7 protein-coding genes are annotated in these 23820 nt (G+C 68.3%); 1 reads left to right on the forward strand and 6 read right to left on the reverse strand.

What is annotated here, in order from left to right; genetic code table 11:
* Positions 1-62: 62 nt before the first annotated feature.
* From ACFUK0_RS08800 to ACFUK0_RS08825, 6 genes are read right to left on the reverse strand one after another with little or no spacing between them, the layout of a single operon-like run.
* Positions 63-2207, reverse strand: a complete 2145-nt coding sequence (locus tag ACFUK0_RS08800) for a UvrD-helicase domain-containing protein (protein WP_380247665.1) — start codon at positions 2205-2207, stop codon at positions 63-65.
* Positions 2207-8827, reverse strand: coding sequence for a DEAD/DEAH box helicase (locus ACFUK0_RS08805; protein ID WP_380247667.1), 6621 nt, complete (start codon positions 8825-8827; stop codon positions 2207-2209). Before ACFUK0_RS08805 ends, ACFUK0_RS08800 begins: the two co-directional genes overlap by 1 nt.
* Positions 8828-8836: 9 nt before the next feature.
* Positions 8837-13717 (reverse strand): type II restriction endonuclease subunit M, encoded by a 4881-nt coding sequence (locus ACFUK0_RS08810; protein WP_380247669.1) that lies wholly within the window; start codon positions 13715-13717, stop codon positions 8837-8839.
* A 4-nt stretch (positions 13718-13721) separates the two neighbouring features.
* Complete coding sequence (locus ACFUK0_RS08815; RefSeq protein ID WP_380247671.1) at positions 13722-16676, reverse strand: DEAD/DEAH box helicase; 2955 nt, start codon at positions 16674-16676, stop codon at positions 13722-13724.
* 52 nt (positions 16677-16728) lie between these two features.
* Positions 16729-17790 carry a serine/threonine-protein kinase gene (locus ACFUK0_RS08820; protein WP_380247672.1) on the reverse strand — a complete coding sequence of 354 codons (1062 nt, stop codon included), beginning with the start codon at positions 17788-17790 and terminating at the stop codon, positions 16729-16731.
* Between the two features lie 47 nt (positions 17791-17837).
* Positions 17838-19535, reverse strand: a complete 1698-nt coding sequence (locus ACFUK0_RS08825) for an N-6 DNA methylase (protein ID WP_380247674.1) — start codon at positions 19533-19535, stop codon at positions 17838-17840.
* A gap of 179 nt (positions 19536-19714) precedes the next feature.
* Between ACFUK0_RS08825 and ACFUK0_RS08830 the strand changes: the two genes are divergently transcribed.
* Positions 19715-23260, forward strand: coding sequence for a HelD family protein (locus tag ACFUK0_RS08830; protein ID WP_380247676.1), 3546 nt, complete (start codon positions 19715-19717; stop codon positions 23258-23260).
* Positions 23261-23820 lie beyond the last annotated feature (560 nt).

Genomic DNA, 23820 nt, shown 5'->3' on the forward strand with positions numbered 1-23820 from the left:
GAGCCGGACAACGGTTGGCTCTGCGATGACTCTAGCCCGGCGCTGCGTCGAGTCACTGCAGGTCAGCGGCGTTCCCCGAGGAACTCGCTGGGCTTCACCGCCCAGCTGATCGCAAGCTGTTCACGGGCCCGGGTGGCAGCGACGAAAAGCAGCGAGCGCTCGCGCTGCAGATCGCGGTCGTGCTGGAGACGGTCCTCGGAGGCCGGGGTGACGGCACCGGGCTGCGGGACGTGCTCCGCCCCGACGCTGATGATCGCGACAGCTCGGTACTCCAGGCCCTTGATCCGGTGCATGGTCATCACATGCACCCCGGAGCCGATCGCCGGAGTCTGCCGGGACTTCACCTGGACGGCCTCGATCCTCGCGGCCTTCAGCGCTTCGACCGCAGCCTCGGCGAGCTTGTTGGTCCGGGCGGTGACGACGATCTCCTCCGCCTTGAGGCCCTCGCCCAGCCAGCAGCCGACCCGGGTGGCGAGTGCGGCGAGCTCGGCGGCGGTGGAGGGGTATTCGATCAGTGCGGGCTTGGCACCGCGCAGGACGGACCGGTAGCCGCCGAGGTTCTCGGCCGCGTCGTCGAGGTCGTCGAAGATCGAGTCGCCGAGCAGGCTCAGCGACGTGCCCAGGATCTGACGGGTCGTACGGTAGTTCAGCGTCAGTCGCTTGGAGCGGCTGCCCCGGATGTTGATGCCGTGGGCGCTCAGCGTGGTCCGGTTGTCGTAGATCCGCTGATGGGCGTCACCGACGATGAAGAGGTCGTCCGCGCCGACCGGCACCAGGGCGCGCAGCAGCTTCCAGTGCGCGGCGTGCAGATCCTGCGCCTCGTCGACGACGATGTGCCGGTAGGGACGCTCCTCGTCGCTCCAGCCGGAGGCGATCCGGGCGGCCTGCGCTGCGAGCTGGTTGACGCCGACCCCGCCCGCCGCGTCCAGGCGGTGCTCGAAGGCCTCGATCAGCCCCCACACCTGGGCCCGCTCGGGGCGGTTAAGGCGACGGCCGCGCCCGGTCCGGACGGCGGCCAGGTAGTCGTCGCGACTGCGCAGGTCCTGGGCGAGCACGACCTGCTTCCACTCGGCCTCCAGGAAGCGCGCGTCCCAGCGGTGCGGGTGCTGCTCGTCGGCGAGGTCCTCCCAGCGCTTGCGGATCTCGACGTCGCCGAGCGGGTTGGGGGTCTTCGCGCCGAAGATCTCCTTGGCGACGCCGTAGGAGACCTTGTCGATGTTGCGGACGTCCACCTTGGCGGCGAGCTGCGCTCCGCCGAGGTCCTCCAGCAGTGACCGCAACAGCTCGGCGAGGGTGGTGGTGTAGGTGGTGAGCAGGATCGCCTGGCCCGGAGGCAACCGGTCGGCGAGGGCCTTGACCCGGTGCAGGGCGACCACGGTCTTCCCCGTACCCGGGCCGCCGGTGACCCGGACCGAGCCCTTGTTGGGGGTCTTCCGCTCGGCGAGGGCGCGCTGCGCCGGGTGCAGGAAGATCCGCCAGGCCGACAGCGGCTCGGCCATGATCCGGCCGAACTCGGCGACGTCACCGGTGACAACGAAGGACTCCTTGGTGGCGGGACGCTCGTTGGCGGCCTCGTAGTCCTCTGGGTCGACCGTATCGCTGGTCGCGGCCACGGAGCTGACGTGCTCCCAGACCTCCTCGACGGTCAGGCCGTCGGCGAGGCAGAGAATCACGTCCCTGGCGAGCTTGGGCAGGTGCTCGACGAAGCCGAGGATCGCGTCGATGCTGCGGATCTCGCGCAGCGCGGGGACGACCGAGGGGTGTACGCCGAGCCGGTCGAAGTCGGGGTCCGAGACAGCGGCGAAGATCGACGGTTCGTCGGCCACGCCGACACCCGGAGCCGGCCGTCCGCTGATGGTGCCGCTGAGGGTCGCGAGGTTGATCAGCTCGACACCGCCGGTGACCTTGTTGATGTCGAAGATGATGTTCGACGCGAGGGTGTAGGCGTCGTCGTGCGGCAGCACCGCGGCCAGATAGTAGATCCGGTCGGCGTAGTGCATCAGCACGGCACGGAAGTTGTCGTTGATCCTGGCCGTGCGCACCCGCTTGTCGCGGCCGCCCTTCGGCGGCTTGAGGTTCAGCCCGTTGGCGTCCGGGTCGCGCTGCATCTTCATGATGAACTGCAGCACCTGCGCCTGAACCTGGCTGTCGAGGTCCTCGTAGTACTTGCTGAAGACATCGGCCATGACCACCTGGGCCTTGGACATCACACGTTCTCCAAACGCTCGGCCAGCTCGGCCACATCGACTGTCTGCGCGTATGCCACGTGCCACCCTGCCTTGATGAAGGCGGTGTCACGCTGCTCGTCCTCGTCCACGAACACCGCCGTCCTGGCGTCCGGCCAGGCGAGTTCCGCCTGCGGGACCCGGTCGTCCAACTCGAATCCGACCTCGGGCGCGCCGAAGCGGCGCGGGCCTGCCTCCCGTGCCAGCGCGAACAGCAGCTCCTCCATACGAGAGGAAGCCCACTCGACCGCCTCCGCCCACGCGTGCGGCAGCTGCTCGGGGACGCCCGTGGTGCTGGGCAGCGCTCCCGCGAGCAGCGCGACCGTATGCGGATCCAGCTGAGCAGCCGTGGACATCGCGACCTGGTGGAACGAGCGTGGCAGGGCCGTACCCTGACTGTCCGCCAGCAGCTGCAGCAGGTTGGACCAGCGCAACCAGTCGGTCCACCGCTCGCGGTGGCCGGGCTCTGCGACGGCCTCGTCCCGGTCGTCCAGAACGGTGAAGGCCGACCAAGCTGCCATACCGGGCTGCCCGGTCGCCGGCTCGGGCCTGCGGTCGAGCAGGCCGATGACGCGCAGGCCGCCGAGGGTCCGGGCATCCAGCGCCATGGCGTCGGCAGCAGCGGGATCAGCGGCGTGCGGCAGCGCACCACTGGCCATGACGCCTGGCAGCTGCTCTCCCAGCGAACGCCGGTCGATCGGTTGCCGTTGAGCACCTCCGCCCGCGAACCCGCCGATGAGCGCCGCCGCCTTGCGTGACCACTTGGCGACGTCCGGATCCGCCAGTATCGCCAGCAACGTCTCTATCGGGTTGCGCAGAACCGGGTCCAGGGTGTCATCGGGTCGAGCCCCGCCGGTCAGCCCCTGGTGAATCTGCCGGGCCATCCGCAGGGCGCTCTCCCCGAGCAGTGGCTCGGCCGGGGTGCTCACCGGACGCTCTCCGGACGCGCCGTCCACGGCGGCCTTCCAGGCCATCACGTCCTTGTGGGTGAACTGCCACACCTGCATACCCTCGGCACGTAGCGCCGCGCGCTTCGTTGCGTCGTCGGCGATCCGGTTGATGCCGACGCTCGCATGGTAGGCGTAGCCGTCGAGGAAGATCGCGATCCGGGTCGAAGGGCCGTCGATCCGGGTCAGCAGGTAGTCCGGTTCGCTCGGCGCGGAGGTCAACTGACGTACGTGGTCCTGGAAGAGCCAGCGGGTCGTACCGCCGTCCGGCCGGGCGAAGCGCAGCTCGTACTCCATGCCGCGTTCGCCGGCCCGAGGCGTCACCGAACCGGGTTCCTGGCTGAGGCTCCCCCAGTCGACCAGGGTGCGGACGAACTGCGCCTCCAGCTCGCTGTCCGCGAGCTGGTCGATCCGCACACCCGAAAGGGTGTCGATCTTCTCGGTGTCCCAGTCCTTGAGGATCTCGTCGAGGAGCTCGCGGGCCACGCGGAGCGACGCGAAGGGGTGGTCACTGCTGCTGACGTGCGGCAGCAGGCAGCGGTGGCAGGGGGTGCGCATCTCCTCCTTGCCGCAGGGGCAGTCCCGCAGGGCTGTCTGGGCGAGCGTCAGCACCCGGTGGAGCACCTTCGGATCGGCGAGGTGTTCCAGGTAGCCGGTGCCGCCCGGCATCGAGTCGTGCAGCACCAGGAACCGGCGGCGCAGCTCCTGGGTACCGCCGGGCATGGTCGCGGTGACGACGCGCAGGTGGTCAGGGGCGCCGCCGAAGTGCTTGGTGATGCCCAGCAACAACGCTGCTTGGAAGGACACCAGCCGGGTCTGCAGCTCCATGGTGGAGAACGGCAGCAGGATGCGCAGCGCCTGTGTCGTCAGCTCGTGCGCGAGCAGAAGCCGCTGCACCGGCTCGGCCGTGATCCCGTCGTCCTTGTGGCTGCACCAGTACGAGTGCCGGGTCCCGATCCGCTCAGCGGCCCGGTCCCATGCCTGCGGGTGGACACCCCGTACGGCCCCGCACTCCAGGCAGGTCTCGAACCCCGGGACCTGCACCTCCAGGCCGGCGATCTGGTGCTCGGGGCCCGCGGCTGCGGCCGGGCCGAGGTTGAGAGTACGGATGGTGGCGACTCGCGCGAACTCCACGCCGAACGGGAGGTCTCCGATGCGCTTCCAGGCCCGCAGTCCGTGCGGTTGGTCAGGGTCGATATCCACCAGGGTCACGCCGTTGAACCGCCGCCGGTCTCGGTCGTCGCGCTCATCGGTCAGTCGGGCGTCCTCGCGCCGTTCGCGGGCTGTGACGCGCTCGGGGACCAGGACCTTGTGCAGCGCGCCCGGATCGCCGATCTGCCCGGCCTGGCAGCGCGGACAGGCCGTCAGCTGCAGCCCGGCCTCGGCCGTGGCCACATATCCGCACTCAGGGCACAGCCGCCAGTCGATGTAGGCGGTGTCGCCCTCGCCGGCGCCCAGGTCCAGGCCGTTGACGATGTACTTGTAGCCGTCGGTGTGGAAGGTGTTGCCCGGGGCGAGTTCGACCAGCGCGGTGCGGGAGCCGCGACCGTACTCGGCCAGCTGTTCCTGGAACTCGCCGTCCGGGTCCTTCCACCAGAGCGTCGCGTCGAGAAGGGTCGCGTCGTCGTACAGCGTGTAGTTGGGCAGCAGGCCGAGGCGTACCAGGGCATTGACCGAGTTCTCGCCAACCAGCGCGTCCTGCCGCTTTCGGACGGACCTGCGCTCCGCGTACAGCTGCCGGCGCTGCTCGTCGCGTTCACGGTCGCCCGAGGCGGTCGAGAGCGCATCGAAGGCCCGGCCGATCTGACGGGAGCGCGAACGCAGCGCCTCCAGGCGCTTGCGCCAGGCCGTGGCGGCCTGGCCGACGGTCTGCTCCAGCTCCAGCTCGGCGAACTGTTCCAGCCCCTGCTTCGCCTGCGCCGACATCGCGGGGAAGAGCTTGACGAAGGACTCGGCAAAGTCGGCATGCCGCGCCTGCGCGACGTCCAGGAAGGCGCGGAACCAGCCGCCCTCCGCGAGGCCGCGGTTGAAGAGCTCACCGATGCGGTGCGGCATGGCCTGTTCGGGCACGGTCGTGTCCCGCCACAGGCTGCGGTCGGCGGCCCGGTCCAGCAGGAACGCCAGGTACTGACGGCGCAGGATCTCGGACGCGTCCAGGTAGCAGTCGGGCGGGATGATCCGCCCGGCGAGCATCTGCTCCGGGGCGTGCAGGTAGTAATGGTTGCGGGCACCGCGCGGTACGAAGGTGACGGTGAGTGAGTTTCCGGTGCTGCGTCCGGCGCGGCCAATGCGCTGCGCGTAGTTGGCGGGCGCGGGCGGGAGGGAGGCGAGGAGCACGGCGGACAGGTCGCCGATGTCGATGCCGAGTTCCAGGGTGGGTGTGCAGGTCAGGACGTTGGGGTCGAAGGGGGACGGGCGGAGCTTGAAGGCCTGCTCGACCTCCTCGCGGCGCGCACGGCTGAGCGCGCCTGTGTGCTCGGCGGTGAGCACGTCGCCGGGGCGGTCGACGGTGTAGAGGTGACGGTAGTAGTCGTCGCTGTAGTCACGGTCGTCGGTGGTGAAGCGGCCGGTGCACTGGAAACGCAGGCAGGGAGTGCCGAGCCAGGCGTCGCGCCGGGCCGGTGGGACGGTCTGCCGCCAGGTGCAGCTGTCGCAGCGGACGCCGTAGTCGTTGACGTCCGTATCACCGGGCGCCGACGGGTCGTCGGCGAGACTGTGCACCAGGATCGTGCGTGGCCGCAGCGCGTAGACGGTCGAGCCGCCGTCGGCCGGGTAGGTCGCCAGCACCTCGCGCTGTGCGAGGAGCTTCATCGCCACCTCGGCGAGCGCTCGGGCCTCGCGGCGCTCGCATTGGAGCACACGGTGGCCCCAGTCGGCGAACCAGGTGCCGTCGCGGTTGAGCGAGTCGAACTCGGATGCCCCAGTACGCCCGAGGATCGGGAAGGTCGGCGCGGCCAGGCCGCGCGGGAACGCGGGCATCCCGGTGGGCCGACCGCCCCAGATCGGCCAACGCCGGGCGCCGGCCTGGGCGATGTACTCCTTCAACCAGGGGTGGAAAAGCGCCCCTCGCAACCGCATCCGCTCCAGAAGACCGCGCAGATAGACGTGGTAGTGGGTGTCGTCCGCGGGGAGCGTGATCTGACCGGGGATGCGCTGGTGCGCCTCCCGGAGGAGTGCAACGACGGCTTCGGCATCGGGGAGGTCCACCTCAGCGGCGGCCGTGCGGGTCAGTTCGAGGGTACGGCCGAGACGCGAGCGCAGGCCGAACTCCATGAGCGTCTGGAAGACCATCCGGTCCTGCAGCATGTACGCGCCCGCGTCGCTGAACCCGTCGCCGGAGAGGAGGGTGCGGATCTCGGGGTTGTCGCGCAGGTCGGGAGGAACGATCGACGCGAGCTTGCTCCGGTCGCCGTTTCCGGCGGCGGTCACGACTGCTTCGGCGGCGTCCGTGGCGAGGTCGTGGACAGCGACGGGGTGACCGGGCTTGAGCTGCTCGGTGAGCAGGCCGCGGAAGGTGAAGCCGAAGCTGCGGTTGGCGATGAACGCGGCCCGGTGGGTGGCGTCCTGGACCGAGTCGGTGAAGACCAGCAGCTTGCGCTCGTCGTCGGTCAGCCCGCGGTTGGAGAAGAGCTGGGTGGTGGTGACGGAGGCGAGGGTGGCGGTGCCGGCGCCGAGGAAGCGCATGCCGTCGGTGAGGTCACAGGAGGGGCACTTGTCACCGGCGCCGGCGGGAACCGGCCCGGCGGTGGTGATGACGGGCACGGTCTCGCCGCTTGCCACCGTGCGGAGTTCGCCCTCCTCGGCGTGCAGGAAGACGGGCGTCTGCTCACCGGGCCTGGCACGGATCATCCAGCGGACGGCCCGGTTGCCCTGGGCGGACGCGCGATAGATGTCCAGCGGCTTGGTCTTGAGCTGCTGCCACTCCAGATCGGTCGAGAGCGCCGCCCAGCCGGAGCGGCCGCAGTGCCGGCAGTACACGGCGGGCAGGTGGGCGCGGTAGGCCGGGCCGACGGGCCGGACGAACGGGACCGCCGGATCGACGTCGTCCGACTCGGCGTCGGCCGTGCCGTCCACCTCGGCCGAGGGGTAGACGGCGAGGTTCGCCGGGTTGGGCACGGTGTCGGCGGTCGGGCCGTCGTCGTCGAACCAGCGGAAGTGGGGCGTGGGCGTCGCCGCGCGAATCACGCGGCGGACTTCACGGACCCAGAGCTGCGCCTCGACCCGGAGGAACGGGCTCGTCCGGTCGTGCACCGGATCGTGGACCCGCGCCGTGGACACCAGCGCGAGCAGCCGGGCCAGGCCGGTGGCGACCAGGGCGACGTCGCTCCGGGCCGCCTCGTCCCAGGCCGCGCCACCGCCGCGCTTAGCGAACTCGCGGGCGATGCTCGGGACGGTGACGGGGGTGTCGCCGGCGACGTCGAGAAGGGCACGGATGAGGTTGTGCTGACGGAGTTTCAGGCCCAGCGGGATCGGGTCGGCGAAGTCCAGGCCCACGACGAGCTTAGCGAGCTGGTGCAGGGCCGCCGGATTGTCCAGGGGGTCGTCGACCTCGGCGAGCTGCTGCGGGGAGGGGACCGGGAGCAGGAAGTCGGGTTCGGCGATGAACTCACCGGGGGTCTGCCGGTCCTCGCCGATCAGGGCGTCGTCCGGAAAGACCGTGCCGAAGACCTTCTCGGCGAACTCGCGCAGGAGCTCGCGGTCCGACAGCTTCGGGCCGACGGCTGCGAGGCCGTCGTCGGTGGACGGGCTGCCGCCGAGCGTGGCGGAGGTGGCCACAGGTGTGATCAAGCCGAGCGGACGGCCGGACTCGGCCTTGCCGGTGGCCGCGCCGAGGCGGCGCAGCAGCATCGCCACGTCGGTGCCCTGGGCACCGTCGTAGGTGTGGAACTCGTCCAGGACGACGTAGGTCAGCCCGCCGTCCTGCCAGAGCGGGACGTCGGGGACGCGCTGGAGGAGCAGGTCCAGCATCTTGTAGTTGGTGAGGAGAATGTCCGGCGGGGTGGCTCGGATGGCCTCCCGGTCGGTGATCAGCCGGCTGTGCGGTGACAGTTGGGCCGGGGTGACGGCGCTCGCACCGGACTCGCGGGCATAGGAGCCGGGCTGGTTCTCGTCCTCGTCGGAGGGGAGCCGTTCGCCGGCAGCGCCGCCGATGTAGATGCCTGCGGTGACGGCGGAGAGGGCGCCGTTCTTGGCGAGCAGCTCGTCGATACGGCGGGCCTGGTCGTCCGCGAGGGCGTTCATCGGGTACAGGAGCAGCGCCTTGACGCCCTTCACTCCGGCGGCGCGGGCGCGGGCGCAGTGGTCGAGGATCGGGATCAGGAACGACTCGGTCTTACCGGAGCCGGTGCCGGTGGTGACGATCGTCGGCGCGGGGGTGTGGCCGTTCTTCGTGGACAACCGCCGCCAGGCGGTGGCCTGGTGGGTGTGCGGGCGGAAGCCGTTGGGCCACCAGTCGAGCGCCTGCTCCCAGCCGGGGGGCGCCTCGCGGAACGGCGTGCGGACACGGAGGTAGGGCCCACGGAACAGGCGACTCTCCGGCCGCTCCAGGAACGCTTCGAGCTCCTCGCGAACGTCGTCGTCGGCGAGCGCGAAACTCGTCGTCAGGTACGCGGCGAGGGCACGGCGCAGATCCTCGGCGGCCAGGGAGGGAAGCATGGCGGGGTTCTACCGGCCTTCCGGGGTGGTGGGCGTCGTCGTCAGCGGGTGCTCGGCGAGGTAGGCGGCGTAGTCGCCGTACTCGCCGGCGTGCAGGCGCGCGGTGAAGTCCGCGTGGGCGCGGGTCATCTCCGCCTCGCGGTTCGGCTTCACCCAGCCGTCGGGGACGGCTGGGGTCGGGTCGCCTGCGCGGGCGGCCTTGGCCCAGGCGCGGGCGAATTTCGTCTCATCAACACCCTGCCGGATTCCTACATTGTATTTAGATGAGCCAATTTTATGACCATCCAACGAGAAAAACATTTCCCACTCATACATCCTCAGGACGCGGAAATGCGAGAGGTACATTGCATTCAATTGCTCCGCAGTGAGGCCAAGCATAATAGCCACGATGGAATCAATCTCCACGAGCGCCATTCTGCGATGGTAATCAGTCCGCACCGGGGTCCCCAGGGACCACTCTGGGCCAATCCCGCCCAGTTTATGCAAACTAAGCGCTGGATCGGTCCATCGGTCATTACGCCAAGCCGCGTCATAAGTCTCAGCCCATAGGGCGGCATAGTCTCGCGTTAGGCAGTTCAGCCTGAGCATTCGCAAAAGCAATGACCCTACGAGAGGGTGAGATAGTGAAACGGGAAAACGCCCGACGGTCTCCGCCCGTACATCACGCTTTCCGAAAACCTTTACAAGGTAATCAATTGGCAGGCTAGAGAAGAATCCAGCCACGATGCATGTATCACGAGTCGACGACAGTGCCAGTGTATTCATGAGGCTCATATGGTCTGGACCTGGAGTAATAATCGCCGCTTCGAGGCTTCGCTCGGTGGCTACATCCACCCCACGACGCCAAGCGGTGCGCCAGTAATTGACCGCAGGACCTTCTGGCCAGAGCTTCGATGCGCCTTGTAGTGCGGCCCCAGAATTGGGGTACTGATAGTTTGTTCGAGGGACAAGAATTTCCGGCAACTTTGTCGCATCGAAAGCCGTCCAGTCTTCCTTCCCCGTACACCCTTCATTTGGCTGCTTCGCAAATGGATTGGCCACGGTAATGTGGGGATTCTGCAGAATTACACCACTGAGACTTTCGGGAACTTCGGTAGTCCATTTGACACCCGCAGTCCTGGCGGCATTCTCATGCCACCCCTCAGAATGAAAGAAGTTGGCGTGAGCGAGTCGGTGTGGATAATTTGAAATCAACCTCAGGGCGCCGAGTTCATCCCTCGTCTTGGGCCTGAATAGCTTCGCCTTCAGGGAGGGAGTTCCGGGCTTGTCGAGAATACTAGCGAATACGCGGAGCATAGATTCATCAATAGGAATAATGCGCTGGCGATGCGGGCGCGTGTCAACTTCACCGGAAGCAAAGCTTCCGCCGGGGACTTCCCCGCTCCCATCATGTTCCAACGAAAGTTCTAGCATCTGGGTACTGCGCAAGTTTGTGGCGAGAAGAAATCCTGGACTGTTCCTAACCGGACCGTAGCAGCTGATGCAGAAAGACTGGCTTGGGCTTTCGACGCCCTCGAACCACTCTCGGGCATGTGGGAATCCGGCGTGCAGGCGAAGGCGGAGATAGGTCGCCCGCCTCAGCGTTCCGCCGGCCTCGTCGGTCATATGGGTCTCGGGATGAATGAGTGCCGAGCGGCCCTTCAGTCCGGCAGAACGCCACACTCGTTGCATGAAATTTCTGTAGAAATTCGGCTGCAGTCCTGCGAGCTCTGTATATTCAATCGCCGAGCCTAGGTATTCTTTTGTCCCGGCCCAGGAATTCAAATCGCCCAGGTAGCCGCGCAAAGCAATTGGATCAGACAGCATGGCTGCCCGTCGATTGGCCTTTTCGTCCTCAAGCGCCTTATTCTTCCCATTCAGTCCGAACCATGGGTCGTACTCCGCGAGCGCCAGATCGTCGTCCCATGTCGGCCTGTGCCATGGCGGGTTACCCACCTGCAGGTCGAACCCGCCCTGCTCGAAGATATGTGCGAACTCCAACTCCCAGTGGAAGAAGCCCTGCTGCTGGGAGATCGCGTCCACCTCTCCCAGCCATGGGAACCGCACCATCACCGACGGCATGTCCACACACCGGCTCAGGAATCGGTCGAACTCGTCGTCCGCCGCTAGCTGCTCGAACTCACCGCTATCAGCGAACAGCCCCAGGGTGTCGTCCAGGCCCGCCCCGGCGCCCCGCTTACTGCCAGCTTTCGCCTTCGCGGCTGGCACGCCCAGGACCGCCTCGCAGAAGGACAACCACTCGTCCGCTGTTGGCGGCGTCGGTGTGTCGACCTGCCCGATAGGCCAGAACCACAGCGCACACCAGGCGTCCATGACCAGTTTCAACCGTCCCCGCGGCGAACCAGGGGCGTTCAGCGCGCGCTCGATCTGTTCCCTCGTCACATCCCCAGATGCATGTGACAGCGACTGGCCCCCGTCAGCCTCCCAGACAACGATGTCCCGCCGGACCTCCCGCTCGCTCACGATGAGCCGGCGCCGCGTCAGCTCCCACAGCCGCTCAACCCGCGTTCCCAGCGCCAGCAGGCGCTTCGTTGCTGACGGCGTCGCAATAATGGCCGTCCGCCACTTCGCCAGCGAGTCCCGCTCATCCTTCGCGAATTCCTTCGCCTGCTCGGCGTCCGCGACCGCACCCCAGCCCTTGACCGGCAATAGGAAGTGATGGATCTCCTTCCCTGCCTGGAACTCGCCGTCCTCCGCACCAGCCCACAGCGGACGGTCCGTAGGGACCGTCGTCAGCCACGCCTTCCTATTCAGCGCCTCCGCCGAGTACACCGCCCGCCGCGCCCCGATCAGCGAGTTGCCCCGCCGCAGGTGGAGCCCGAACCACGGGGCCTTCAGGCCCTCGTGCATGGCGTTGAGCCAGAGTGAGACCTCCGCCAGCTCCACAGCCGTCTGGTTGAGGTCGACCCCGTAGCAGTTGTGCAGCGCGAGGTAGGCCTTGACCTTCTGCAGCTCCGCCTCGTACCGGTCCGGGGTCAGCTGCTGGTCGACCTCCGCCATCCTCCGCCGCAGGTACTCCGCCGCCAGCTGGTTGATGGCCTCGTTGAGGAACGCGCCCGATCCCAGCGCAGGCTCGCACACCGTGAGGTCCAGGATGGCCCGCGCCGGAGTCGTCACGCCGTCCTGGTCGAGAAGCTCCGCCAGCGCGTGCTTGACCGTGCTCCGGGTCAGCACCTCGGGCGTGTAGAACGAGGCCGACCGCTGCCGCTCGCGCCCCGACAGTCTGTAGACGAACGAGCCCTTCTTGTGGAGCACGCGCTTCAGCGATCCCGTCAGCTCGTCCCGCCGCGTGACGAAGACGTTGTCGTCGTAGTTGTCGGCGTCCTCGACCGCCACCACCCACGTGCCGCTCAGCCCGTCCGAGTCCGGCTTGGCGACCTCGTACAGGTCCTTGTCCGCGAAGAAGCCGGTGTAGGACATCAGGCCCTCGTACACCGCACCCAGCTGGTTGATGCCGAGCTGCGCGTACGAGATGAAGCCCTTCCCCGTACCTCCCCCGGCCCTGCCCCGGCCGCTGCTGCGGCCCTGGGTGAGCATCAGCAGGTTGAGCACCTTCCACAGCACCTTGTTCCGGAGCCGGGTGTCGATCCGCTCGCCCTCGACCGAGACCGTGCCGATCAACGGGGTCGCGTCGGCCTTGAACAGGTCGCTGCGCAGGGCCTCGAACCGCAGGCCGTCCGCGTCGAGCACGGCCACGGCGTCGGCCACGGCGCCCGCCTCGTCGCCGAGCGGGCGGTGCCCCTGGTCCACCAGCCGGAACAGCAGGTCCAGCGACTCCGCGAAGTGGAAGCCGTCCTGGGCCTCGTCAGGCAAGTCGTAGGAGACCAACTCGCCCAGCCGCGCCAGTCCGTACCCGTCCTGGTAGGCGTCGTCCTTGCCGGGCAGGATGCCGAGCTCGGGCCGGGCCTCCGCGTAGAGCAGGAACAGCACCCGGTACAGGTAGCGCAGCGACTCGCGCGTGAGCCGGCCGGCCAGTTCGGCGCCGTCGCCCAGTTCGCCCGGGTCCGCGCCGCCTTCCTCAAGCCGGTCCAGGATCTCCTGGGCGATCAGCTCGACCGACTGCCGCAGACCCTCCCGCAGTTCCTTGGAGACGCCCACCGCGTGCTTGCGGCCCTTGTCGACCAGGCCGTCCAGGAATCCGGCGACACCGCCCTCCGTCAGCAGCGACTCCGCACCGAACAGTGCTGCCACTGCTTCCAGTTCGCCACCGTCCGCGCTGAGGTTGCGGTCCAGCGCCTCGTCCACGCTGACCGCGAGGAACCGGCCCTCGTGCCAGGCCGTGCGGTCGGCGAGCAGCACCGCGCCGCCGGCGAGCAGCAGGACGAAGCGCGGCGCGTAGCCGTCCTCGCAGCCGAACAGGAACGTCACGGCATCCGCCGCACCGGTGATCCGCTGCTTGCCGTCCAGCAGGATCGGGTCGAGCAGCTGCGCGCCGCCGTCCTCGACGTCCGCGACGACCAGTTCGCCGTCCACGGCCCAGCTGACATCGAGCGCGACCAGTTCCACCCCACCCGGCCCGGTGACGGCGAGGGCGGCCGGTACCGACCGCTCCTTGTCCCCCTGCATGACGCCGAAGTCGCCCCGGACCAGCCGGGTGTGCGTCCCGCCCTCCGGCTCCTCCTTGGACCCGACGTAGGCGAGTGCAGCCAGCAGACGGTCGTTCAGCTCTCGGACAGCGGGCCCGTCGAAGTCCGGGGGCTCGGTGATCCGGACCTTCGCCCTGAAGTACTCCCGCCCGAGGCCCCTCACACCCGACCGGGACGACGGCGCGCCCGCCCGGTCGGCGGAGGTCCAGCGCTTGCGCAGGTCGGTGAGGTCGCGGGCGAACAGCTCGGCGAGGTAGTGGGCGGAGATGTACTCACCGCGGTTGGTGATCGCTTCGAATGCCACGGTGTCACGCGTCCTTCTGCTGCTGGGTCATGGCGCCGGCCGGGGCGAGGACCCCGATGACCCGCACCATTGATTCGCCCTGGGTGGCCAGCTGCTCGATCAGCTGCTCGACCTCTATGGCGGTCTTCTGTACGCGCGTCTCCTCGTGCTTGCGCCGTACGCCGTCGAAACTGAGCTGCTCAACCGTCGACAGGCTGGCCCTGCGCCAGATCGCCAGTCGTTCCGCGTACTCGGCGAGCTGCCCGGTCAGCGGGGCCTCCTGCTCGATGCGCAGCGCGGCCAGGTGCTCGCGGCTCGCCCGCACGGCCGCCGGGACCAGCGCCTGCAGCGCCGTCCGGTCACCTGTGAAGGGGCGGTTGAGCATCTTGGGTTTGACGCCGGCCTGCTCCAGCACGGCCACCAGGTCGTCGTCGAAGGTCGGCGTGCCATTCGCCAGGCCCGTGACGCAGGACCAGGCCAGTACGGTCGGGTGTCCCTTGGCGTTGGAGTACATGCCCTGGGTGAGGAAGACCGGTTCGCGGACGTCCGCCGTGATGATCGGCGCGGTGTTGCGGGCGAGCCTGACGAGGACCTTGTCGGTGAGCCACTCGACCACCGGGTGCTGGTCCGTCAGGTAGCTGACGTCGGGCCAGCCCGAGGTCTCGGTCCGTTCCTGCTTGGTGATCGCGCCCTTGCCGCGGTTGCCGCTGCGCTCGCGGGCCCGGTCCAGGCGCTCCTGGCCGAACTCCTTGTCGAAGGTGACCCGGAGCTGCTCCAGGACGCGCCGCTCGTCCAGGTAGGACTTGGGCAGCACCAGCAGGCGGCGCTGGAGTTCCCGGTCGGGCGTGAAGACCAGCATCTTGGGGTGGTCCTCGTCCCAGCGCTTGCCGATGCGCTGCTCCGGGTTCTCGTAGACCTCCTCCAGGGCCTCCTCCACGAACGCCCGGGTGGACGTGAACAGCTGCGGCACCCGGTATCCGGTGGAGTCACCGCCGGGGGTGTGGCCGGCCATGAACGCCTCGAACGGGTCCAGCGGGACCGCCGGCACGACGGCGTCGAACGCAGTTCCGGCTGCCAGTCCCTCCATGATGGCGGCCGTCTCGGCTCCCTCGTCACGCAGGCCGAGGATGGACGCTGCCTCGCCGAGGGTGCGGTGCACCTCGTGCTCGCGCTCCAGCAGGCGCTTGGAGACCGCGCGGTCGGCCGAGGGCTTGTCCGGGTCCTCGTCGGCGCTGAGCAGCAGCAGGGCGCGGATCTCCGGGGAGTACTGCTGGCCGTAGCGGTCGATGCGGCCGTTGCGCTGCTCGATGGTGATCAACGACCACGGCAGGTCGTAGTGGATCATCTGGTGGCACTGGCGGTGCAGGTTGACGCCCTCGGCGGCGATGTCGCCCGTGAGCAGGATCCGCAGGTCGCTGTCACCGAGCCCGAAGTCCTTGACCGTGCGCTGCTGTTCGTCGTCGGAGAGGCCGCCGTGGAGCTGCCGGACCGCTCCACCCGCCTTCTCCCGGCTCTGCGCGAACCCAAGGGCGGACGGCAGGGTGTCCTGCAGTATCCGCAGGGTGGCGCGGCGCTCGGAGAAGATGACGACGCGGGTGTCCGACTTGGGGCCGACATCCAGTTTCTTGAGCTCGGCAACCAGTCGCCTGAACTTGGCGGCCTCGTCGATGTCGATGGCTTCGGCGAGGGTGCCGAGGGTGACCAGGGCGTCCCGCTCGGCCTTGCGGTCCTCCCCCGCAGGGTCCCGGTCGATGCTGGCGATCCGGTTGTCGACGGTCTCGGCGAGTGCGGCGTGCGAGGAGAGGAAGGACTTCAGCAGGATGTAGGGGAAGAGCCTCGCGCCCTTACCGGTGACGGGGGCCGTCCGGCCGTCCGGCGGGCTGATCCAGACGTCGTACAGCTCGTCGAAGACCTGCTGCTCCGCGGGGGTCGCCGTGCAGTCGATGGCGATCGGCGGCTTGCGGGTGGCCCACTTGTGGCCGATCTCGGCGGAGACGTCGGGGGACATCTTGTGGCGCCGGATGTAGAGGTGTTCGAGCTGCGTCTCGTCGTAGTCGCTGGTGTCGGGGATCGCCGTCGGATCGAGCATGCTCAGCAGCTCGCCGAAGGACTCGCGCTGGCCGTTGTGGGGGGTGGCGCTGGCGAGGATCAAAGCGTCGGTCTTGGGGGCGAGCAACTGCGCGAGGCGGTTGTTCTTCGTACCGGCGTTGATGAGCTTGTGCGACTCGTCGATGACGACCGCGTCCCAGGTGACCTGCATGAGGTGGCTGCGCCAGCGGTCGGACCGCAGGGTGTCGATCGAGATGATCGCCCGCTTGTAGTACGAGAAGGGATTGCGGCCGGCCGGGATGTCGTTCTTGATCCGCTCGATCCCGGCGGAGTCCAGCCGCACCAGCGGGATCGCGAAGCGCGTCCACAGCTCGTGCTGGAACTGTTCCAGGATGTGCTTGGGTGTCACCACCAGGATGCGCTCACCGCGTCCGCGCCTGATCAGCTCGGACAGCAGGAGCCCCACCTCCAGCGTCTTGCCGAGGCCGACCGCGTCCGCGATCAGCAGTCGGGGGCGCAGCGCCCGCAGGGCGGCCTTGGCGGGCTCCCGCTGGTAGGCGAGGTCATCGACGAGATGGGTCCCGACCGTGGCGAGGCGCTGCTCGGACTGCGGCAGCGGGGTCTTGCGGATCACCGCGTCGATGAACAGCCGCGAGCGGCGGCACTCGGGCGAGCCGTCGGGGACGAGCGCGGTGTCCTCGGGACGCAGTGGGGTGACCTGGTCGAGGCTGTCGTGGGCGAAGAAGACCGCACGCTGGTCCCGGACCAGCGGCGAGGTGCCGCGCACGTCCAGCCGGGTGCCGTCCTTGACGGTCTCGACGGCCTCGACGACCAGCCAGTCCTCGTCGCGGGCGCGAACCTGCATCCCAGCGGCGAACCTGGCCTTGCCGCCGGTCGCACTACCTGACGAACTGTCGGCGGCCGTGGTCACGGGCGGTTCTCCTTCGGTTGCGGTGTTGCTGCGTTGCGATGTTCTGGGCTGCTCAGCCGCCGTAGTCACTGCGACGGCCCTCGATACGGCTGCGCCATCGCGCGGCCCAGCGATCCGGTTCCGGGTCCGGCTCAGCACGTTGCGGCGCGACGAAGGATGGCGGTGTGACCGGTTCCGTCAACGACACGGGGGCGACCAGCTCGGGAGTGATCTCCAACGGAGTCGCCTGACGTTCCAGCACCTCTGCGAGAAAGGCGGCCGGCAACGGAGGGTACGCCTGCGCATCCGTCGGCACCCCGAAGTCCAGCAGGTGTCCCATCGCCGTCTCCAACACGCTCTGCGGAGTCGGCCGGTCCTCCGCGTCGAAGGCCAGGGCGTGAGTAACGAGATCGACCAGCCCGGGGGGAAGTCCCGCCAGGTCCGGCTCGATGTCCAGGGTCCGTTGCATCGCCAGATGGGCGTGGAAGGGGACGTGCCCGGTCGCGGCGTGAACCAGCGTCGCACCGAGACTGTAGACGTCGGCTGCCTCACTCGCCCGCCGGGAGTCGGCCGCCTGTTCCGGGGCCATGTAGGCCAGGGTGCCAAGCGCGGCGCTCGCCGTGGTCAGGCCGGTGCTACCGCTGACGTGGGAAATACCGAAATCGATGACCCGGATGCCGTCCGAGGCGACCAGGACGTTGGCCGGCTTGAGGTCGCGATGCAGCAGATGCACCGAGTGCACGTGCATCAGCGCGTCCGCAAGGCCCGCGGCCAGCCACCAGGCGCCGAGCTCGCTCACCGCCCCGTGCTGCTCCAGCAGTTCCAGCAACGAGGGGGCGTTGATGTATTGAGTGGCGATCCACGGCGTTGCCGCCATCGGATCCGCGTCCACCAACGCGGCGGTGTGGAAGCCGCCGACGCGACGGATCGCTTCCAGCTCCTGGGCGAAGCGCCGGCGGAAGTAGTCGTCCTCCGCGAGCTGCGGCCGGACCACCTTGACGGCGACCGGCCGGGTCGAGCGGTAGCCGAGATATACCAGACCCATCGAGCCATGGCCCAGCCGGCCCACCAGCCGGAAGTCACCGACCGTCGTCGGATCAACCGCCGTGAGCGGTTTCAGCACCTTGACCCCCATGGTGTCCCGTCCTGAACGGACGAAGGCGAGGCTATCAGTGGACCTGATCACTTTTCCCGTCCATCCGAAGCCACGCCCTCCAGGGCGGACTCGCTGCCGGCCTTTGGCCGCAGGGCACCGTTCGTGAGCCCGTCGAACGCGAGCGCGCTCGCCTGCCCACCGAGCGCGGCCACCTCGCGCAGTCGCTCCTCGAAGGCGGTGAGGCGCCGGAAGGCCCCGCCGTACTCCCGCTGGCGTTCGATGTCCATCTGTGGGAGCTGCGCGCTGCGGGCGTCCAGCCGAAAGGTGCCCGTAGCAGTGGTGCTACGGCGGGTGTTGGCCGTACTACGCAGGAAGCCGCGCAGGTAGTCGCTGTCGAGCTGCTCGGTTCGGGAGGTGGCCGTGCTGCTGTCCAGGTCGACCAGACCGCCCCGGACGAGGTCGCCGAGGCCGATCGGTGCGGCCTCGACGCGGCCCGGGCCGGCGGGCAGTTCCGGGAGCAGTTCGAGCAGGTCCCGGGCGAGGCGCCGAACCTCATCGCGCAGGGCGGCGTATTCGGCCGGGTAGTCAGCGCGATGAGCGACCACGTAGCTCCCGGGGCTGAGGTCGACCTCGTCGTCCAGGATGTCGATGAGTGGGACGTCCGTGATCTGCTCTGGCACGGGAGCACCGGCGGCGGCGTCCGGGGTGGCGGTACTGAGGTCGATCATGCGGATGTGGGTTGGATCGATGTCTCCCTCGACCGGCCGCCGCAACTCCCACAGATGCACGGGAAGGGAGTGGTTGGAGATCAGACCGGGCGGGAGCGCCACCACGGAAGACAGGAGCCCTCGACGGACGAGCTCGGCCCGGATCCGGCGGCCCGCCCTCCGGTAGGCCACCGACGCGGGGAGAACGACCAGTGTCCGCCCTCCTGGGGCAGTGTGGGCGTAGCAGTGCTGCACCCAGGCGAGCTCGCTCTCCGATCGAGGGGGGACACCCAGCTCCCAACGCGGGTCGAGCAGCAATCCTTCGCGGCCCCAGTCGGCCACCCCCACCGGGGGCTCGCAGACAACCAGATCGGCATGCAGGCCGGAAAAGCGATCGTCGCGCAGCGAGTCGCCGCAAGCCACCGTGACGGACGCGCCATCGAGCCGCGAGCGGAGCTCGGTGATGGCGGCGGTCGTGGAGTTCTGGTCCTGTCCGTAGTAGTGAGCGGCAGGTCCGATACCGAGCAGCAGTGTGCCCGCACCGCACGCCGGGTCGTAGACGATAGCGTCCGCCGAATCGACCGGCCCGGCGAGCGCAGCGACGATCCGCGCCAGAGTCGGTGTGCTCATCGGTTCACCGCCGCTGCGGGCCGTGGAGACGATGCACCGTTCGATCAGGTCGCTGTAGAGCGCCTGCGTACCCCGCTCGACGGCGAGGGCCGTGACGACGGCCGCGGCGGACCCGGTCAGCGGCGGGAAACGGTGCGAGGCGGGATCATCCAGTAGCTGGGTGGCCACGGATCCGAGTGCCGTGAGCATGTCGTCGCCATGCTGAGCGCGCAGCTCGCGCCACAGCTCGACCTCTCCGGATGTCTCCTGCCCTTTGCCCTGCCGCTCCAGCCACTGCTGGACCTCAGCGAGCGGGAAGAGCGGGCTGGTCGAGGTCCCGGCGGCAGGGCGCGGGAAGTCCGGATAGCGCCGGCGCCAGTTCGACACCGCGGCCCGGGTCACACCGGCAAGCCGGGCGATCTCGGCAGCCGTGACGACCGCCATCGCGGTGGACTCGTCAGCTGCCATAGTCCGACCGTACACATGTAGGCAAGTACGATCAACCCTTCATCGTTGACACCGCTAACATGGACGCTCCAGAATATCCGTGAGCGTAGGTAGGGCTCCACCCGACCAGCGTATGGGCGCCGGGCCTTGCCCCTCACCCGCCGTCCACGCCGGTCCTCCTAAGGAGCAGTGCAGACAGCATGACCAAGCGCGCTCGACGTTCAGCTGTGCTTGCCGTGGAACAGCGAGCTGTCGACCACGCCTATTCTTGCCTCGAACGATCCCGCCGCGACGTAATCGAGCTTCGCAGCCTCGATGTCGCTGCCAGCACCAAGGACTCCATCGAGATCGGTCACGACTGGGACGAGCGGCTGGCATCGCTCGACCTCGGCGGCACATCCCTTGTGTTCATGCGCGCCGACGTGGATGCGGACGGAGCGCATAGGACGTTCTACATCGGGCGACGAGCCGTTCTCGACGAACGGCGAGATCCGGTGGTCATCTCCTGGTCCTCACCCGCTGCCGTACGTTGGCGGCTCACTACCGATCAGCAGCCGGGCGAGGTGCGGCTGCTGCGCCAGATCGTCTGCGACAGACGGACCGTCAAGCAATATCTCGACCTGCACGGAACCGACATGCAGGCCCTCGAAACCCAGATCCTTGGTGCGACCGAGGCGACGGCTGATCCCTCCGTGCTCCCGCCGGCTGATGCCGTGCCGAGTGAAACCGACTTGGTCGACCCGCTCCTCGACGAACTCGACCGAGCACGCGACGGAGCGATGCACGACATCGTTGAGACGATCCAGCGTGAGCAACTTCGCCTCGTCACGGAGCAGCCGGGCGGCGTCCTGATCGTCCAGGGCGGACCAGGAACCGGCAAGACCGCCGTCGGCCTGCACCGCGTGACCTGGCTGCTCGACAATAACCACGGAGCCGCCGGCGACGTGTTGGTCCTCGGACCGAACCGTGCCTTCCTCAACTACGTGGGCACTGTGCTGCCCCAGCTGGGCACCCGCGGTGTCACTCTGCTCGAGCTCCCCGCCTTGTGGTCGGCGGCAGAAGTCGGCCGCGACGCGCATCCGGTCGCCGTGGTGAAATCCGATCTCCGAATGGCCGCTGTCCTCCGCAACGCGGTCGACAGCCATATCACCAGCTCTGCAGATCGCCTGGAAGCCCTCGTCGACGGCCCCGTGTTCACATTCGAGCTGAACCGCCGAGAAGTCGTCATACCTGTGGCGGAGCTGGCGAACCTAGCCGCGGCGTCAATGGGGGGCGACAGTCCCTATCGCGTGCGCAGGGAGCGCTGCGTCCAGCAGATGACCGAACACCTTACCCAGGAGTACATCAGAACGCTGCCCGGCCCGGCAGACACAGACTACTTCGACCAGGTTCGGAAACTGCGCCCGGTCACCCGCCTGCTCAAGCGGATATGCCCCGAACTGTCGGCACCCGACGTGCTGCGAGGCCTCATGGCCTCGCCCGCCAGAATGACCTCGGCGGCGGACGGGATCCTGTCTGTAACGGAGCAGAACCTCCTCCTCGCCGACGGCGCAAGGACCACACGCATCGACCGCTCCCCGAGCCGCGAGGATCTCGTGTGCCTCGACGAACTCGCGTACATCCTGGTAGGCCGGCCCGAGCAGACATACGGACATCTCGTCATCGACGAGGCACAGGACGTCACTCCCATGGAGGCTCGGTCACTCGCCCGCCGCTGCCCCGCCGGATCCATGACGGTTCTCGGAGATCTTGCGCAGGCCACAGGGCCTCACCTCTACGAAGGCTGGGATCAGCTCGGGAACCTCCTTGCGGGAAGGGATGGTTGGCGCCTAGCAGAGCTGCTCACCGGCTTCCGCGTACCGCGTGAGGTGATGACCTTCGTGACACCACTGGGCGCGGCGTGCGCACCTGGGGTCGGGACGCCCGACTCGGTACGCACAACGGGCACCGATGTCATCGTCCGCCGCGGCCCGGCCCCTATCCAAGAGGCCGTGGAGTTCGCCGTCGGCCTCGTCATGGAGCCGGAATCGGCCGGACGCTCAGTCGCTGTGATCGTTGCGGATGACGAATCCTGGTCCACGACCGCCCATGCCGTACTCCGGCAGACGTTCGATGGCCCGGGGAAGGCCTGCGTGGAGGCCGAACGCAGGATCACCGTCCTCACCGCGTCCGCTGCCAAGGGCCTGGAGTTCGACCACGTCATCGTGGTCGAACCGGCCGCTGTTGCCCGCGATGGGGCCTCCGGCCTGCGACACCTGTTCGTCGCACTGACACGGTGCACCCAGTCCCTGACGATCATCCATCAGGCTGCGCTGCCGCAGCTGCTCATGAAACCCACCCCTACCCCCAGTCCCCATCAGAGCGTCGTTCTCAGGCCGAAGCCGGCCACTGGAACCGGAACTGGCGAGTCTCCCGGCCTGTGCAGCCGATTCCACCCAGACGGCCGGCCCTGCGCCCGTCCGGCAGGACACGGCGACGGCTGGTGCCGTGAACCCGGCTGTGGTGGCTTCCGCACCAGTGACCCGCTCCTCGTCCCGGGAGTCCGTCGGTTGCCCCCGGCTCCTGGCAGGGCCAGCTGGCAGAGGCTCGATCAGTCCGCCGCGGAGACCGCCCACGTGCGGGTGAGTGCGGGAGCACGAACCGCCTTCGTCCATCAGCACAGGGGCGAGCGCCGTGAGGCCGCAGTCGAACTCCACAGCATGCTGCGCCCCTTCCTCACCAACGGCATCCACCACCGGCGGCCGGATGGGCACTGGGTCCTGGACCTTCACGGATATCGACTCGTTCTCAGTCCGGACGCCGACACGATCACGGGCTACCACTCCATTCATTCGGAGCGGAGCTTCGCCCAGTTCGAAGCGGGAATATCCTCCCGGGTGGGCAAGGAAGCCCGTGCGCATCGCCGATCCGCACTCACGCCCGCCCGCCCGGAAACCAGCTCGCCCCTCACAGACAACGTAGTAGTGCGGCAACTCTCTTCGGAGCAGCTGCACGTGACGTCCTCGGCATGCGGAAGGTTCGAAGGCCTGCGCCCCGGTTCTCGGGAGCTTCCCGACGAGGAGTTCCTGCAGATACTCCGGAACGCCTTGGCATCCGATCTCCGTACCGCAGGGATCATCAGGGGGAACGGGCGACTTCTGGTCACCACGGACCGCCTTGAGTGGCATCTGACAGCAGACGGACGGACAGTGATCAACATTTATGAACCAGGGGCGGCCCCTTCCTTCCCCGCGAGGGAACCCGAGCCTGTCACACCCCCCGTCAGAGAGGCTGCCATGCCCGCCCCGACCATAGAGTCACCATCCGTCGCCCAGCCCGACGCGCGATCCGAACACAGCCTGGAGCAGCTCCTCTCCCAGCGCATGCTCGAGTCGCGGGCGGAGAAGGCGCACGAGGCGCTCCGGCATCGCCTGCTGGCCGACCTGTTCGAGAGCGCGGTGGACGCCGGCGAGGGCACATATGTCGATGCCTGGTGCGACCGGCCCAGCGGCACCGTGCTTTTCGAAGTCCTTGGAGCCGACGGGCAGCACTATGCGCAGATACGTGAGGCGGTGCTCCACCTCATGGAAGCGGCACATCTGCGGCCGGAGGGCCAGCCCGAATACCTGGTGCTGGCCCTCCGGGAGGCACCGGCCGAGGCGTGGATCTCGGACACAGTCACGGGTGCCTTCAGCGTCAGTCTCGCCTGGCGTGAGAATGACACCTGGGCGGGACCGGGTGCGGCTCACATCAATCCCGAGACCTGAGCACCCATCCCCCGCCACCGCGCCGCTGTAGAGGTCCACGGGCGTTGCCGATGCGGCGGGGTCGGCCAGCACAACGACACCAGTGCTCAGATCGGGCACGGCTCCCCGGAAGGGCACGCAGGGTCTTCCTACACAGTGAGTGACGCTACATCAGACATAGATTTTGGCACGTACAGGTGAAGTCAAGGCGGATGGTGAGCGCTGAATCAACGGACGTCAGCTCCGGCGGGAACGGTCCGATCTCCCGGATCGCTGCGATTGTGACCGAGCGCGAGCGTCGCCGCGCCCAGCGAGAACTCAAGGAGGCTGAAACCCCAGATGCTGCGGTTGATGGCTTCCTCCTGCGCAGGTGGCGCCAGGCGGGCGTCCGGCGCAAGCCCCACGGAGCCTCTCCAGTAGCTCCTGGACAATCTGATCGGCCAGGATGCCCAGGGGAGCAACGGGCGGCGGCCGAGCATACCCGCACAAGCTCCTGCCCCGAGCCCACGGCTGCTGTCGGCGTGCAGTTCACCGAAGCTTTTCAGCTCGGCACATCCTGGCTCCCAGCTGGTCCTCGATCA

Origin of the sequence: Kitasatospora sp. NPDC057223 (assembly GCF_042669755.1) — a bacterium.
In the GTDB taxonomy this organism is placed as follows: Bacteria; Actinomycetota; Actinomycetes; order Streptomycetales; family Streptomycetaceae; genus Kitasatospora.